The sequence below is a fragment of the Jiangella asiatica genome, assembly GCF_004349065.1.
Lineage (GTDB): Bacteria > Actinomycetota > Actinomycetes > Jiangellales > Jiangellaceae > Jiangella > Jiangella asiatica.
In genome coordinates, this window is sequence record NZ_SMKZ01000019.1 from 91,501 (window position 1) to 106,620 (window position 15,120).

The 15,120-nt window shown below is 69.5% G+C and carries 16 protein-coding genes; 8 read left to right on the plus strand and 8 right to left on the minus strand.

Features of this window, described 5'->3' with window-relative positions:
• Positions 1–2: 2 nt before the first annotated feature.
• From E1269_RS14955 to E1269_RS14970, 4 genes are read left to right on the plus strand one after another with little or no spacing between them, the layout of a single operon-like run.
• Positions 3–1,400, plus strand: a complete 1,398-nt coding sequence (locus E1269_RS14955) for an FAD-dependent oxidoreductase (protein WP_131895820.1) — start codon at positions 3–5, stop codon at positions 1,398–1,400.
• A gap of 6 nt (positions 1,401–1,406) precedes the next feature.
• A complete protein-coding gene (locus tag E1269_RS14960) occupies positions 1,407–2,354 on the plus strand; it encodes a carbohydrate ABC transporter permease (RefSeq protein WP_131895822.1) in 948 nt (315 codons plus the stop codon).
• Positions 2,351–3,238, plus strand: coding sequence for a carbohydrate ABC transporter permease (locus tag E1269_RS14965; RefSeq protein WP_131895824.1), 888 nt, complete (start codon positions 2,351–2,353; stop codon positions 3,236–3,238). Before E1269_RS14960 ends, E1269_RS14965 begins: the two co-directional genes overlap by 4 nt.
• Positions 3,239–3,249: 11 nt before the next feature.
• Positions 3,250–4,545, plus strand: a complete 1,296-nt coding sequence (locus E1269_RS14970; protein ID WP_131895826.1) for an ABC transporter substrate-binding protein — start codon at positions 3,250–3,252, stop codon at positions 4,543–4,545.
• 281 nt (positions 4,546–4,826) lie between these two features.
• On the opposite strand, the gene E1269_RS14975 is transcribed toward E1269_RS14970, so the two are convergent.
• The 6 genes from E1269_RS14975 to E1269_RS15000 all read right to left on the minus strand — a co-directional run bounded on the left by E1269_RS14975 (position 4,827) and on the right by E1269_RS15000 (position 10,369).
• Positions 4,827–5,456, minus strand: coding sequence for a DUF1707 SHOCT-like domain-containing protein (locus tag E1269_RS14975; RefSeq protein ID WP_131895828.1), 630 nt, complete (start codon positions 5,454–5,456; stop codon positions 4,827–4,829).
• A 59-nt stretch (positions 5,457–5,515) separates the two neighbouring features.
• Positions 5,516–5,875, minus strand: coding sequence for a thioredoxin (gene trxA / locus E1269_RS14980; protein WP_131895830.1), 360 nt, complete (start codon positions 5,873–5,875; stop codon positions 5,516–5,518).
• A 171-nt stretch (positions 5,876–6,046) separates the two neighbouring features.
• Positions 6,047–6,958: a carbohydrate ABC transporter permease gene (locus tag E1269_RS14985; RefSeq protein ID WP_203433614.1), complete on the minus strand. Its 912-nt coding sequence runs from the start codon at positions 6,956–6,958 to the stop codon at positions 6,047–6,049.
• Position 6,959: 1 nt separating this feature from the next.
• Positions 6,960–7,898: a carbohydrate ABC transporter permease gene (locus E1269_RS14990; protein ID WP_131895832.1), complete on the minus strand. Its 939-nt coding sequence runs from the start codon at positions 7,896–7,898 to the stop codon at positions 6,960–6,962.
• The gene (locus tag E1269_RS14995; protein ID WP_203433616.1) at positions 7,895–8,950 is read right to left on the minus strand and encodes an ABC transporter ATP-binding protein; all 1,056 of its coding nucleotides are present in this window, start codon (positions 8,948–8,950) and stop codon (positions 7,895–7,897) included. Before E1269_RS14995 ends, E1269_RS14990 begins: the two co-directional genes overlap by 4 nt.
• 3 nt (positions 8,951–8,953) lie before the next feature.
• Positions 8,954–10,369, minus strand: a complete 1,416-nt coding sequence (locus E1269_RS15000) for an ABC transporter substrate-binding protein (protein ID WP_131895834.1) — start codon at positions 10,367–10,369, stop codon at positions 8,954–8,956.
• A gap of 269 nt (positions 10,370–10,638) precedes the next feature.
• On the opposite strand from E1269_RS15000, the gene E1269_RS33840 reads away from it, so the two are divergent.
• Together E1269_RS33840 and E1269_RS15010 are read left to right on the plus strand one after the other, a co-directional pair.
• Positions 10,639–10,770 carry a hypothetical protein gene (locus E1269_RS33840; protein WP_275264598.1) on the plus strand — a complete coding sequence of 44 codons (132 nt, stop codon included), beginning with the start codon at positions 10,639–10,641 and terminating at the stop codon, positions 10,768–10,770.
• A 101-nt stretch (positions 10,771–10,871) separates the two neighbouring features.
• Positions 10,872–11,483, plus strand: a complete 612-nt coding sequence (locus tag E1269_RS15010; RefSeq protein ID WP_131895836.1) for a dihydrofolate reductase family protein — start codon at positions 10,872–10,874, stop codon at positions 11,481–11,483.
• On the opposite strand, the gene E1269_RS15015 is transcribed toward E1269_RS15010, so the two are convergent.
• Together E1269_RS15015 and E1269_RS15020 are read right to left on the minus strand one after the other, a co-directional pair.
• Positions 11,480–11,887, minus strand: coding sequence for a GNAT family N-acetyltransferase (locus tag E1269_RS15015; protein ID WP_131895838.1), 408 nt, complete (start codon positions 11,885–11,887; stop codon positions 11,480–11,482). The genes E1269_RS15010 and E1269_RS15015 overlap by 4 nt on opposite strands.
• Before the next feature lie 487 nt (positions 11,888–12,374).
• Positions 12,375–12,971, minus strand: coding sequence for a dihydrofolate reductase family protein (locus E1269_RS15020; RefSeq protein ID WP_131895840.1), 597 nt, complete (start codon positions 12,969–12,971; stop codon positions 12,375–12,377).
• A gap of 218 nt (positions 12,972–13,189) precedes the next feature.
• Here E1269_RS15020 and E1269_RS15025 point away from each other — a divergent pair, with 218 nt between their 5' ends.
• Entirely contained in the window at positions 13,190–14,176 is a 987-nt protein-coding gene (locus tag E1269_RS15025) for an ABC transporter permease (RefSeq protein WP_162606428.1), read from the plus strand.
• Entirely contained in the window at positions 14,173–15,120 is a 948-nt protein-coding gene (locus E1269_RS15030) for an ABC transporter permease (protein WP_131895844.1), read from the plus strand. The genes E1269_RS15025 and E1269_RS15030 overlap by 4 nt, the downstream gene beginning before the upstream one ends.

Sequence of the window (15,120 nt, forward strand, 5' to 3'; positions counted from 1 at the left end):
CGTTGAAGACCCTGGATCACTACGACGTCGTGGTCGCCGGCGGCGGGACCGCCGGTGCCTGCGCCGCCATCGCCGCCGCCCGGACCGGCGCTCGAGCCCTTGTCGTCGAGCCGTACTCCTATCTGGGCGGCAACCTGGCGCTGGGCATGAACGTGCTGGGTGCGGCCGACGCGGAAGGTCACTGGGCGCTGGGTGGGGTTGGCCGGGAGCTGGTCGACCGACTCGAACGCGACGGCGGTGCCACCGCGGCGGCCCTGGACCCGCAGTTCGGCTCGATCCTCGGCATCGACCCGGAGCTGGCGAAGATCGTCTTGCTCGAGATGGCGGTGGAGTCCGGCGTCGACATCCTCTACCACGCCTTGGTGGTGGACGTCGTGGTGACCGGTGGCGCGGTGACCGGCGTGGTGGTCGCCACCAAGCAGGGTGTACGGACCATCGCGCCGACGGTGACGGTGGACTGCACCGGTGACGCCGACGTGCTGGCCAAGGCGGGCGGCGCGCACACGGTGGGCCGCGAGGCGGACCGCCGCACCCAACCGGCCAGCCGCATCTTCCGTGTCGGCGACGTCGACCTCAAGCGCGTGTACGAGTACCTGTCCGAGCACCCGGAGGACCTCAAGCCGCCGAAGGGCTGGAGCGGCGGCGACTACGACGTCGACACGCTCGCCGCGACGCCCGGCGCCACCATCGAGGCATTCGGCGACCTCATCCGGCGCGCCCGGGCGGCTGGCGACTGGACCATCCCGCGCTGGCGACTCGGCCTCTACACGTTGCCCGGCCGCTCCGACGTCGGCGTCAACGTCACCCGCATTCACGGCATCGACGGCACCGACCCCGACGACGTCACCCGCGCTGACGTCCAGACGACGCTGCAGATGGCCGAGGTCATGCGGTTCCTGCGCAAGTACGTGCCTGGCTTCGAGAACTCGCGCATCGTCTCGGCGCCCCACCAGGTGGGTATCCGAGAGACACGGCGGGTCCGCGGGGGCTACGCGCTCACGCAGGAGGACGTGCTGGAGGGCCGCAGCTTCGACGACCAGATCGGCCGGGGGGCGTACCCGCTCGACGTCCACGACGTGGAGCCGGGCCTCGGCGGCTCGGTACTGTGGCCGATCCGGCGCTCGTTCGGCATCCCGGCGCGCTGCCTGGTACCGGTCGACGTGGGCGGTCTGGTCATCGCCGGGCGTTCCATCTCGGCCACGCACGAGGCAGCCGGGTCGACCCGCGGCCAGGCGGTCTGCATGGTCACCGGGCACGCGGCCGGCACCCTGGCGGCACTGGCGGCCGCCGGCAACGGCGTCACCTCGGTCCAGGTGGGGCGTCTCCAGGACACCCTGCGCGGGCAGGACGCCGTGCTGGAGCGCGGCCGGCTCATCGAGTCAATGACGGACGGTGGGTGAGTAGCCATGACGACCTCGGTCACGCCAACGCTGTCGTCGACCGATGACCAGTCCCGCCCGCCAGGTACGAGGGCCTGGCGGGCCCGCAGACGCCGGTCCACCGGCTGGCTCTACATGGCGCCGGCGTTCTTGCTCGTGCTGGCCGTGACGGCCTACCCGCTGTACTTCGCCGCGCGGTACAGCGTGTTCCGGATGCGCATGTGGGAGCCGGTCGAGTTCGTCGGACTGGACAACTACGTTCACCTCCTGACGGAGCCTCGGTTCCTCTCCAACCTGGTCGCGTCGGCGGTCTACGTGTTCGCCGGTGTCGTGGGCTGCGCGGGCATCGGGCTGGGGCTCGCGCTGGCGCTGCGCAGCGGCAGCCGCTGGCAGCGGCTGCTGCGCACGTTCATCCTGATCCCGTGGATCACCTCGGAGGTGGTCGTCGCGATCACGTGGCGGTGGCTGCTCAACCCGCAGTACGGCCCGCTGACCGCCGTATTCGAGCGGTTCGGCCTGCCGGACTTCCCGAACGTGTTCGCGTCGGAGACCAGTGCGCTGGTCGCGTTGACGCTGGTGAACGTCTGGCGGTCGCTGGCCTTCCCGATGCTCATGTTCCTGGCCGCGTTGCAGGCCGTGCCGAAGCAGACCGAGGAGGCGGCGCAGGTCGACGGCGCCGGCTACTGGCAGCGCGTGCGCTACGTGCTGGTGCCGGCGATCATGCCGGTCATCGTCGTGACCGTGATCGTACTCACGATCAACTACTTCAACATGGTCGTCCTGGTGCTCGACCTCACCGGCGGCGGCCCGACCGGCGCGACTGAGATCCTCGGTCTGCGGCTGTACCGCGAGGCGTTCGAGTACTTCAGCGTCGACACCGCCGCGACCCTGACCATGGTCATGCTGCTGATCAACTTCGTGCTGGCCATCTTCTACTTCCGGGCGCTGCGGCGCCAGGCGGGAGGCGAGGCATGACGACGACGGCGGGAGTGCGGCCGGCGGGCGGTCCTGGCCCGGGGATGCGGCGTCCGTCGCGACGGCGTGGCTGGCGGATCGCGGCGATCGTGCTGGTGATCCTGGGCGTGGTGGTCTTCTCGGCCAACTCGCTATGGGCGTTGAGCACGTCGCTCAAGGCGCCCGACGACATCCTGGCCTACCCGCCGTCGCTGATCCCGAACCCGGTCTCGTTCGACAGCTACACGCGCGTGCTCGACGGGCAGTTCGTGCGCTGGTTCCTCAACAGCCTCGTCGTCGCCGTCGGCACCGTGGTCGTGGTGCTCGCCGTCTCGATCCCGGCGGCGTACGGCGCGACACGCTTCCAGTTCCGCGGGCAGACGGCGCTGCTGTTCGTCATCCTGGCCGGCATGGCGGTCGGCCAGGTCGCCACCGTCGTCCCGTTCTACTTTCTGGCCTCGCGACTCGGACTGATCGACACCTACGTCGTGCTGATCCTCGTGTACTCGGTCTGGATGACGCCGCTGTCGGTGTGGTTGCTGCGCGGCTACTTCAAGTCGATCCCCGTGAGCCTGGACGAGGCGGCCATGCTCGACGGCTGCACCCGGTTCCGGGCAATGCTGCGGGTGGTGGTGCCGCTTGCCCGCCCCGGCGTCGCGGCCGCCGCACTGATCGTCTTCGTGTACGCGTGGAACGAGTTCATCCTCGCCGTGGCGCTGACGATGTCGGACTCGATGCGCACGGTCCCGGTCGGCCTGCACATGTTCCTGGCCACGTACGGCGTCGACTGGGGCGCCATCAGTGCCGGCTCCATCGTCTCGCTGCTGCCTGTGCTGATGCTGTTCCTCGTGCTGCAGCGGCAGTTCGTCTCCGGTCTGACCGCCGGCACGCTCGGAAGCCAGTGAGGGGAGTGGCGATGCGATCGACTCGGGGACTGTCCCGCCGCGACTTCCTCGGCCTGACCGCCGGGGTCGCCGGCGCCGCGCTGCTCGGCGGCTGCGCGCGCGGCGCCCAGGCCCGGCCGGGCGTGCTGCGGTACTGGACGCTGCTGGACCCTAACGGCGACGACCCGCGCGGGCACGCCGAGCGGCAGATCTTCGACCTGTTCGAGGAACGTACCGGCCTGCGGGTGTCCGAGCAGGTGATCCCGTGGCAGGAGATCGACCCGAACCTGCTCACCGCCGTGCAGGCTGGGATCCCGCCGGAGATCTCGAGAACCAACTACTACAACTTCCGCCGGCACGCCGAGGCGGGCAGCCTGGAGCCGCTGCAGCCGCTTGCCGACGCCGACTTCCGGAACGGGGAACTGGACGACTTCGTCGTCAGTCTCGAGGGCGAGGAGGGCGTCGAGGCGTTCCTCATCGAAAACGTCGGCAACGCGCTGTTCCTGCGCCGCGACTGGCTCGACGCGGCCGGCTTCGCCGTGCCGACGACCTGGGAGGAGTTCGTCGAGGTCGGCAAGGCGTTCACCGCGGCGCAGCCCGACGTCAGCGGGTTCCTCACCTTCGGGTCGACGACGGAGACCGGGCACGTCGCCTACATCTTCCAGCCGATGATCCTCGGTCGCGGCGGCCGCATCCTCGACGACGACGGCCGCGCCGCCTTCCACGAGGATGCCGGCGTCGAGACCTTCGAGTTCCTCCGGTCGCTGGTGTACGAGCACGAGATCATGCCGCGCGACGCCGCGACCATGGCGTACTCGGAGCAGATCGACGCATTCATCGCCGGGCGCACCGGCATGATCATCGAGGGCTCGCACCGCTACGCCCGCATCATCGAGAGCATCGGCGCCGAGAACCTCGAGGTCGCCGTCATCCCCGGCCCGTCGGCGGACCGTCCCTCGCCGTGCAGCATCACCGGCTGGGCCATGGCCATCCCACAGGGCTCACCCGACATCGAGGGCGCCTGGGAGCTCATCAAGCACCGCACCGACCCCGCCATGCAGGAGATCTGGGCCGAAGTGGCCTTCGGTCTCCCCACCCGAAAGTCCGCCCTGGAGCTGCCGTTCTTCCAACACGACGACGCCGCGATCATGCGCTGGTGGCTGGACTACATGGAGACCGACGGGCAGCTGGTGACGTCGCCGGTCGACGACACCCAGCTCAACGAGATCCTGGCCGAGGCGTTGCAGGAGGTCCTGCTCGACGACAGCGTCGAGGTCCACGAGGTGCTGAACCGTGCCGCCGACCGCTTCGACGCGGTCGTGCGGTGACCGGCTGACTCGTCAGTCGGGCTCCGAGAGCCAGGCCGGGGACATCTGCGGGGGAGAAGACCGCCACGTCCAGCCTGCACCGGTCCTACGTGGCCGACGAGGAACCGCTGCCTTCCACGGGCCGTTATCGGCTGGTCGACCGCGACGACGACACACTGGTCGTCGTCGAGCGGTTCCGCTGGTGGCCCGAGCTTCCCTGGTGACTCATCGCCGCGCGACGGCGGCGAAGTGACCTGGCCGGCTTGCTCCAGGCCACGACATCGCCGAGCCCCGAAGCTCAGCTACTGCGCGTTCGACGCCTCCACCCGCACGCTCCCGCCGATCATCGATCCCGTCACCGTGATCACGTGCGTCACCCTCGTCGCCGGCGCCGCGTGCCGCGAGACCTTGTCACGGACCCGTCCGCCGGACCTGGAGATCCCGCTCAGGTCCACCGCGACTCCCGGCGGCACCGTCAGGCGCACGCTGCCGCCGTACGTCGAGATGCGGAGCGTGCTGTGCCCGTCCTCCGGCAGCCGCGCTTGGGTGTAGTCCAGCCGCGCCGAACCACCGAACATGTTGAGCTCGACGATGGGCGGTACCCTCCAGGCGCCCTCCCGGCGAAACCGCTGGCCGGTCACGTGCCACTGCTCTACCTCGCCCTCCGTAACCGTCGGAGCCGGCGGTGCGGGCACTCGGGCGGCCGGCGGGGCAGGGGCGGCGACCGGCAGGTCCTCCGTGAGCGACTCGAGATCGGCGAAGGTGCGCGCGGTGAGCGCGCGCTCCACCCGCTCCTCGAGCTCATCGGTGTCCAACCGGCCGTCCGCCGCCGCATCGCGCAGGATCTCCACCATCCGGTCGCGGTCCGCGTGCGAGACACGCATCAGACTCCGGTCGCGCTCGGCTCGGCCGCTCGGCTCCTCGATGCTCATAGAGGTACGGTACGACCCCGCCGGCACGACGAGTCCGCAACGACACCGAGCCGCTGAGGTCAGCGATCCTTGTCCGCTGCGGCGAGTGCCGCGTCGACATCGAGTTCCGTGACGGCGTCGATGACCTGGTCGAGCGCGGCCGCCGGCAGCGCGCCGGGTTGCGCGAACACCAGATGGCCCTTCTTGAAGGCCATCAGGGTCGGGATGGACGTGATCTGCGCCCAGCCCGCTAGTTCCCGCTCGGCCTCGGTGTCGACCTTGCCGAAGACGATGTCCGGGCGCCGTTCCGCGGCCTGTTCGTAGACGGGGGCGAACATGCGGCACGGTCCGCACCACGCGGCCCAGAAGTCGACGAGCACGATCTCGTTGTCCTCGACGGTCTGCGCGAAGTTCTGGCTGGTCAGTGTGGTGGTCATCAGGTGGTGCCCTTTCCCGAACGCTGAGCCGACGTGCTGCCGGCGCAGATGCTCCTTGTGGTCAACACCCGCAGAGGGGCAGATTCTTCCCGGCCGGACCGGCGACCAGCAGCGGCGATGCCCATCGCGAGCGGAGCCGGGCGCCGGAACGATGCGATTGCCGAAGCAGGGACGTCAGCCTTTGACGGCGCCCATGGTGAAGCCCGCGACGAAGCGGCCGAGCAGCAGCGTGAACACCAGCGCGATCGGCACCGCGACCACGATGTTCGAGGCCTGTAGCGACTGCCAGAAGAACACGTCGCCGCGGATCAGCTCGGTGGGCACGCCGGTGCTCACCATCTTCTCCGCCGACGGCGAGATGAACGCCAGGGCGTAGATGAACTCGCTGGCGGTCAGGGTGAAGGCGAACACGACGACGGCGACGATGCCGGGGAACAGCAGTGGCACGACGACCCGGGCGAACGCGCCGAGCCGGCTGTACCCGTCGACCATGGCCTGCTCCTCGACATCCTTCGGCAGGCCCTTGCAGAAGCCGATCAGCAGCCAGGTGCACACCGGGATGGTGATCGTCGGGTAGATCAGCACCAGCGACCAGGTGGAGTCCTGCAGGCCCAGCCAGACCACGACCCGGGTGAGGGAGAGGAACAGCAGGGTCGGCGGCACCAGGTAGACGAAGAACAGCGCGATGCCCGCCGGTCCGGCCCACGGACGGTCCAGCCGGGCCAGCGCGTACGCCGCCGGCAACCCGAACAGCAGCGTGATCGCGACGACCAGCGCCCCGACCCACAGCGTGTTGACCACGAAGGTCGGGAACGGGGTGTCCTGGACCAGGAACAGCACGTGGTCGAGCGTGGCCGGCTCGTTGAAGGCGAACGGGTTGTTGGTGGCGGTGTAGAGGTCGCTGTTGAGCTTCAGCGCCGTGACCGCGCTCCACACGAACGGCCCGGCCGCGACCATCGCGGCCAGCACCGCGAGGAGGTACAACCCGACTCGACCCCCGCGCCGGCGCCACACATAGCGCCGCCGCTGCCGGTCGACCTCGGCCCGAGGCTCGGTGAAGACCGACGTGCTGGGGTTCGCATCCACGTCACATCACCTGCATCCGCCGGACCGCGCGCAGGATGAGCACCGCCGCGGCCAGCAGCAGCGGGAACAAAAACAGCGCGATCGCCGCGCCCTGCGCCACGTCGCCGCCCTCGATGCCGCGAACGAAGGCCCAGCTCGCCAGCACCTGGGTGGAGTTGGTCGGCCCGCCGCGTGTCAGGACGTACACCACCGCCATGTCGGTGAAGGTGAAGATCGCGCCGAACAGCGCGGCCACCGCTATCAATGGCATCGTCAGCGGGATCGTCACCTCGAACATGCGCCGCCAGAAGCCGGCGCCGTCGACGCGGGCCGCCTCGTCGATGTCGCGCGGGATCGCAATCAGACCCGCCATCATGATCACCGCCGCCAGCGGGACCAAGCGCCACACGTGCACCGCGATCACCGATGCGGTCGCGAGCGTCGGCCGGCCGAGCCAGTACATGTTGCCCTCGAGCAGCCCGACCTGGCGGAGGATCCAGTCGATCGGCGAGAAGATCGAGTCCAGCAGCCACAGCCAGGACACGGTCGAGAGCGCGACCGGGGTCGTCCACGGCAGCAGCACCAGGAACCGGACCAGCCACTTGCCGCGGAAGTCGGCGATGAGGATGTTCGCCAGTACCTTTCCGAACAGCACGATCAGCACCATCGACACACCGGTGAACACCAGCGTGTTGCGCAGTGCCTGCCAGAACACCGGGTCGTCGAACGCCCGCCGGTAGGCGTCGAGGCCCGCCCAGTCATACGACGGGTCGCCGGCGGACACGTCGCTGAACGCGAACCCGATGGCCAGCACGAACGGGACGCCGACCAGGGCGACGACGTACACGACGGCCGGCAGGAGGAACAGCCAGGCCAGCGGCCCTTCGCGGTCGCCGAGCCGGCGGCGCCGCCCGGTCGCCGGCGCTGCCGATGGTCGGGTCGCGGTCGGCGCCTGCGTCATGACCGCGACCACGCCAGGGGTACGGCGTCGGTACGGTCGCCGGTCTCGGGTGCGAAGAACCGCAGCCGGTCGGTGGCGACGGTGAAGTCCGCGGTTTCCCCGGCGGTGAGGGGCGTGGCCACGGTCGACGGCAGCCGGGCGATCACCCGGGTGGCCTCGCCGAGCGTCGTCACGGTGCCGTAGACGTGACGGTCCCCGGACAGGTACTCGATCCGGTCCACGACGAAGGGGATCTCCACCGCGCGCTCGCGGACCACCTCGGCCGGCAGCAGGTGCTCGGGCCGGAACCCCACCAGCACCCCGTCGCGCCGGACCAGGTTCATCGGCGGCGAACCGATGAAGGTGGCCACGAAAGTGTCCGCCGGATCGTCGTACACCTCGCGTGGGTGGCCGAGCTGGCGGACCCGGCCGGCATCCATCACGGCGATCCGGTCACCCAGCCCCATGGCCTCGGCCTGGTCGTGGGTGACGTAGATGGTCGTGGTGCCGATGCGCTGCTGGAACCGCTTGAGCTCGTCCCGGGCCGACGCGCGCAGCTTGGCGTCCAGGTTGGACAACGGCTCGTCGAGCAGGAAGACCGCCGGCTCGCGGACCATGGCCCGGGCCAGCGCGACCCGCTGGCGCTCGCCGCCGGACAGCTCGCGTGGCTTGCGGTGCAGCAGGTGGCTGATGCCCAGCAGGTCCGCGGCCCACCGCGCCTTCTTCTCGCGGGCGTCCCGGTCCATCCGCTGGGCCTTGAGCGGGAAGACGATGTTGGCCCGAACGGTCTTGTGCGGGTAGAGCGCGTAGCTCTGGAACACCATGGCAACCTGGCGGATCCGCGGCGGGAGTTCGTTGACGACGTTGCCGCCGATCAGGACCTCGCCCTGCGTGGGCTGCTCCAGCCCGGCGATGGTGCGCAGCAGCGTCGTCTTCCCGCAGCCCGACGGACCGAGCAGGACCAGGTACTCACCCTCCGCGGTGGCCAGGTCGATGCCTCGCAGCGCCTCGACCTGCTGATGCCGCCCGTCGAAGGTCTTGCGTAGCCCACGTACCTCCACGATCCGGGTCACGGCTCACCCGCCACCGCCGATGAGCCCGCGCGCCCGCCACTTCGCGAAGATCGCCTCGACCTCGGCGGTCGCGTCCGCCACAGACTGCTCGGGGTTGACCTCGCCGCGCGCCGCCCGGGCGAACATGTTCGGGATGATCGGCAGCCCGAACACCTCGCCCTCGGCGGTGTTGGCCGGTCCGGGGTGGCCGATGTTGGTCGCCCACTCGGTGGCGTCAGCGAGGAAGGCCAGCTTGTTCGCGGGCTCGGAGCCGAACGGGTCGTCCTCCAACCAGGCCTTCAGGTTGGGCACCAGACCGCTCCAGGCGGGAAAGTCGTACAGCTTGGAGTGGTACGCGGCCGACTCCAGGTTCGCCGTGTAGTGGAGCAGGAACTCCTTGGCGGCGTCGGGGTTGGCGGCGTGCTGCGGGATGATCCAGTTGTACATGACGTGCTGCGCGGCGAGCGCGGTCGCGGGTCCCTCCAGCGCCGGCACGAAGAGCGTGTCGCCGGCGATGTCGGGGTTGGTCTCCTGGCTCGTCCGGTAGGCGGAGATCGAGTTCAGGATGTAGCTGAGCTGTCCCGCGACCAAGCCCTGGTTGTTGCTGGCGGCGTTCCAGGAGAACACTTCGTCGGTCATCGCGCCCTGGAACAGCCGGACCATGTAGTCCACGGCGGCGACGGTCTCCGGCGAGTCGAGCACGACGTTCTCGTTCTCGTCCTGGATGGACGCGCCGAACGACCACATCAGCGCGCGCCCGGCCATGTTGGAGTCGATCTCCTGGGACATCCCGATACCGAGCTGGACACCCTGCGTGGCCATGATCTCCGAACCGCCCTCGAGCAGCTCGTCCCAGGTGCGTGGCCCGTCGGGGAAGCCGACGGGCTCCCACATGGTGCGGCGGAAGTTGCCCGGGTCGGGCACCCAGCCCGGGCCGAACGCGTAGAACTTCCCCGTCGTCGGGTTGAACGAGGACTTCCGGCAGATCTCCAGCTGCTCGCCGTACCGGTTGTCGGCCTCCTCGGTCACGTCGGCCAGGTCGAGCACGCTCGGCTCGAACTGGGCCAACGGAGCGATGTATTGCATCAGGTCGTGGCCCTGGCCGGCCGATAGCTCGGCCGCGATCCGGGCGGGCACACCAGCGACGTCGATGTGGTCGACGGTGACGCTCACCCCGGTCTGTTCCCCCCACTCCCGGGTGAACTGGTCGAACCACTCGTCGTGACTGGGCACGAAGTGGCTCCACATCAGGATCGACAGCGACCCGGACAGCCGCGTCGTCGGCTCGGTGAACGCCGGGCTGGGGGACTCGGCCGCGGCGTCGGCGCCCTCGCCGGGACTCTCCGGCTCCTCCGCGCAGGACACGGCCGCCAGGCCCAGGCTGGCCAGGCCGGTCGTACGCAGAACGTCGCGTCGGGACCAGAGCGGATTGGGCCGCATCGGGCACCTCCTACATTGCGACCGTAGGGCTGCCTATCCCTGTGAGAGAGGGCGACCAGATGGTCACCCGCGCAAGGGCCGGAACTACCGATGCGCCCAGCAGCCGGTGACAGGTTCCAGGGTTACCTCGAATCGCGTTGTTCTGTTGAATATGGCAGGACCCTATACACCAACCCGAAGCAGATGACAGCCATGGCGAGACCACCGACAAGGGTCAGGTCGCCGCGCAGTCGCCGCTGCGTCGTGGCCGGGCAGCGCGTCAGTACTCGATGAGTTCTCGGATCTCGCTGCGAGCGGTATGGCCGGGCATCCTTACCGTCGGCCTGTTCGCCGTCCTGTACGCCTGGAACGACTTCCCCGCCCCGCTGTTCCTCAGCTGTGGACGGATCAGCGGTCCATGACGATGCACCCGGCCGGACCGATTCCTGCCGGGACCGATGAGATCCGTGCTGTGGTCCGGTCGAATCGAACGACACACACAAGCCGGAAGGGAACCACGACCATGAAACTGACGACCGTCACGAACGTCTCTGTCGACGGAGTGATGCAGGGCCTCGGCACGGCGGATGAGGACCGCAGGGGTGGATTCGAGCGCGGCGGCTGGGCCCTGCCGCTGTTCGGAGACGAGGCCGAGACGTACCTCGGCCAGGTCTACCAACGCGCCGATGCCTTCTTGTTCGGCCGGCGAACCTACGACATCTTCGCCGGCTCGTGGGGGATGATGCCCGATCCCGATGACAACCCCATCGCAGGCCCCTTGAACAGGCAACCCAAGTACGTCGCATCGACCACACTCACCGACCCCCGCTGGGCGGACACGACCGTGCTCTCCGGCGACGTCGCGGCCGCAGTCCGGGACTTGAAGGCCCAGCCGGCCGGTGAGCTGCAGGTGCACGGCAGCGGCAACCTGGTCCGCTGGCTGCTCGACAACCACCTGGTCGACGAGATCACCCTACTCACCTATCCCGTGGTCGTCGGCCAGGGCACGCGACTGTTCCCCGACACCGGCCCGGACACAGCGCTGGACCTGGTCGACTCCCGAGCCTTCACGAGTGGCATATCGGTCCAGGTCTACCGGCCCAGCGGCCGCCCGCGGTACGCAACGGCCGCCTAGACGGCGCGGTGGTGGTGGAGGACGACCTGCCGCGTCGGCCGGTATCCCAGCCGTTCGTAGTAGGGCGCGAGGTGCGCAGCGCTGAACAGGGTGAGGGGCGAGATCGTCTCGTGGAGGAGTTCGTGCAGCTTCCGCACGAGCGATGCGCCGATCCCGCGCCCACGTACCTCAGGGTGGACGATGACGTCCTCGACGTAGGCCCGCAGCCGACCGTCGGTGACGGCTCGGGCGAAGCCCACGACGGTGTCGTCCTGCCACGCGGCCACGGCTGGAGACGTCCGCAGGACGGCTGCCATGTCTGCCGCGGTACGGTGTGGCCACCAATCTTCGTTCCGGAACAGCGCGATGACCATCCCCGGCACGATCGGCCGTTCCTCGTGGGACTCGATGCTCAGGGTCTGCATGGACTCGCACCGTAGCGCCGGGCCACGCGGCCCGGGGCACCCGTCGGCCCTGTCACCCGCGGCTGGGACAGTGCTGGGTCCACGGTGTCGACCCCCAGGGCGGTGTGTCGTCACTGGTTGGCGGTTCTGGGAGATGGCCGAGGCTCACGACGGCGGCTGCGATCACGCTGCCAGGGCGAACACCGCCAGGGCGATGAGGATCAGGAACAGTATCGCGAAGATGATGAAGAACGGGCGCATCCGGCGAAAACCGGTCTGGGGCGCGGGCGTTTCCATGTTCGTCTCCGTTGCGGCTGGACGGGCGTGAGCGGCCCGACGGGCGGGCCGACCTCCGCGCCGCATGCCCCGGCCGCGCCGGCGACGCATCGATCGCCGGCATTATGCCATCCACGGACGGCGGGTCACGGCCCGTTCGGCATGATCGAGTGCGGGCGCGCTGGACCGGTGCGCCCGCTCTGGCGGCCACCGGGAGTGCTGCTTGCAGCGGTCAGCGCAGCACGCGATAGCTGAGGTGGGTCACCCGAGAGCCGCGCCGGATGGTCGGGTTGTCCAGTCGGACCGGTTTCGACGCGAGGTTCGCGAAGTACGGAGTCCCGGACCCGAGCAGGTAGGGCACCAGGTCGACGGTGATGACGTCCACGAGGCCCGCGTCGAGCGCCTGCTGCGCGATGCTCGGGCTGGCGATGACGACGTCCTTGTCACCGGCGACCGCCTTGGCCTGCGCGATCGCGCTCTCGACGCCATCGGTGACGAACGTGATCGGCGCGTCCTGATGCGGCCATTCCTGCGGTGTGGGTGCCCGGTGCGTCACGACGAAGACCGGCGCTCCGGTCGGATGCGATCCGTTCCAGCCACCGGCAACGTCGAACAGGCGTCGCCCCGCGATCAGTGCCCCGGTGGCCGTGATCTCCTCCTGGAGGAACTCGGTGTCCTCCTCGGACTGACGCCAGGGGATGTCCTCGTTGGCCGACTCCGTCTCGACGGGCCCGGCGGTGTACCACTCGAACAGCTCGTCCACGCGGCCGGCGGGGTCCTCGATGAAACCGTCCAGCGACATCGACATGTTCGAAATGACCTGTGCCATGGTGAGCTCCTCCTCGGTAGTGCCACCCAGTCGGGTGCACTCACCCATGGGTCGGAGCGGCCGCCGGATTTTCGACACGAGCCTAGGGCGCACCTCTTGACGCTCGGCCGAACCGGTCGTACGCTCCCGCATACTGCTGTATGCAATGGTCTACGCAGCGCTGGCGCAGGCCGGCGCGCATCGACCGATTTCACCCGTCCGGCGAGAACGAGGTGACGATGCTCCGCTTCACCGCCCGTCGGCTCCTCCACGCGATACCGCTGCTGTTCGGCGTCGTGACGCTGATGTTCTTCCTGCTCCAGCTGGCACCGGGCGACCCGATCCAGGCGCTGATCGGTGACTACCCGGCCACGCCCGAGTACGTCGCCCAGGTCACGAAGACGTACGGGCTCGACGAGCCGCTGATGGTGCGGTACTGGGAGTACTTGCAGCAGGTGTTCACGCTGGACCTCGGTGAGTCGCTGGCGAGCCGGGTCCCCGTCATCGACCTCATCACCGACCGGCTCGGTAACACGCTCATCCTCACCGTCACCGCGATGACGTTCGCCGCGATCATCGGGATCGCGCTGGGTGTGTGGGCCGGCGTCTCCCGCTCCCGGCTGCTTGACCACCTGGTGACCGGCGTCGCGGTGGGGTCGTTGTCGATCCCGATGTTCTGGCTCGGCCAGATGCTGGTCCTCATCTTCGCGATCAAGCTGTCGGTGCTGCCGTCGCAGGGCATGTACTCCACCCGGTCCACGGCCGAGGGCATCGACCGGCTGTCCGACCTGCTGACGCATCTGCTGCTGCCGGCGCTGGTGCTGGCCATGCGCGAGATCGGCGTGGTGGCGCGGATCGTGCGCACCAGCGTGCACGACGTCCTCACGCTGCCCTACGTCGAGACGGCCCGCGCCAAGGGCTTCAGCCGGTCCAAGATCATCCGCCGGCACGTCGTGCGGAACTCGCTGCTGCCGGCGGTGACGGTCATCGGCTACAACTTCGGGTTCGTGCTGGCTGGCTCGGTGCTGGTGGAGACGGTGTTCGGCTGGCCCGGCATGGGGCAGCTGCTCTACGAGTCGATCCGGAACCGCGACAACGCGGTGACCATCGGCATCGTCCTGCTGATCGCCGTCGTCGTGGTCGTCGTCAACCTGATCACCGACCTGGTCTACGGCCTGGTGGATCCCCGCATCCGGGTCGGGGCGAGCACGGGAGGCCGGGCATGAGCTTCGATCCCGACGTGACCGGCGCACTCGCCCCGCGCGGCGCGGCGCCGGACAACCCCGGACCGGCCGCACCCGGACCGGGCACCGTCGCACCGGTCGCCCCCGTGCCGGTGCCCGGCGCCCGGCTGGCCGTGCGCCGCTTCCTGGGCCACGGCCCCGCCGTGGTCGGGCTGGCCATCTTGCTGCTGACCGCCGTCATGGCGATCGCGGCGGACTGGATCGCGCCGTACGACCCGCAGGCGGTCTCGACGGCGCTGCTCCAGCCGCCCAGCGGGGAGCACCTGCTCGGCACCGACACCGTCGGCCGCGACATCCTCTCCCAGGTCATCCACGGTGGCCGGGTGTCGCTGATCGTGGCATTGGTGACCGGCGTGGGCACGCTGGTGCTCGGCGCGCTGGTCGGGTCGATCGCGGGCTATTACGGCGGCCGGGTCGACGCGGTGCTGATGCGGATCACCGAAGTGTTCCAGGTGATCCCAAGCTTCGCGCTGGCGCTGATCATCGTGGCGGTCCTGGGCACGAACCTCGCCTACATCTGCGGCGCGCTAGTGATGGCGCTGTGGCCCCAGATGGCGCGGCTCGTGCGCGGCGAGGTCCTGAAGATCATGACGACGGACATGGTCGCGGCGGCCCGGACGGTGGGTCACTCCAACCGGCGGATCATCGTCTCCGACGTCCTGCCCAACGCGCTGCCACCGCTCATCGTGCAGGCCACCATCGACCTGGGCAGCGCCATCCTGCTGCAGGCCGGCCTGGCGTTCCTGGGCCTCGGCGACCCCACGAACCTCAGCTGGGGCGACATCCTCCAGCAAGCGCAGCGCGACCTCTCCGCCTGGTGGATGAGCGTGCCCGCCGGCGTCGTGATCTTCCTCGTCGTCCTGGCCGCCAACTTCGTCGGCGACGGGTTGAACCGTGCCCTGCGCCCCACGAGCAGCCACCTGTGA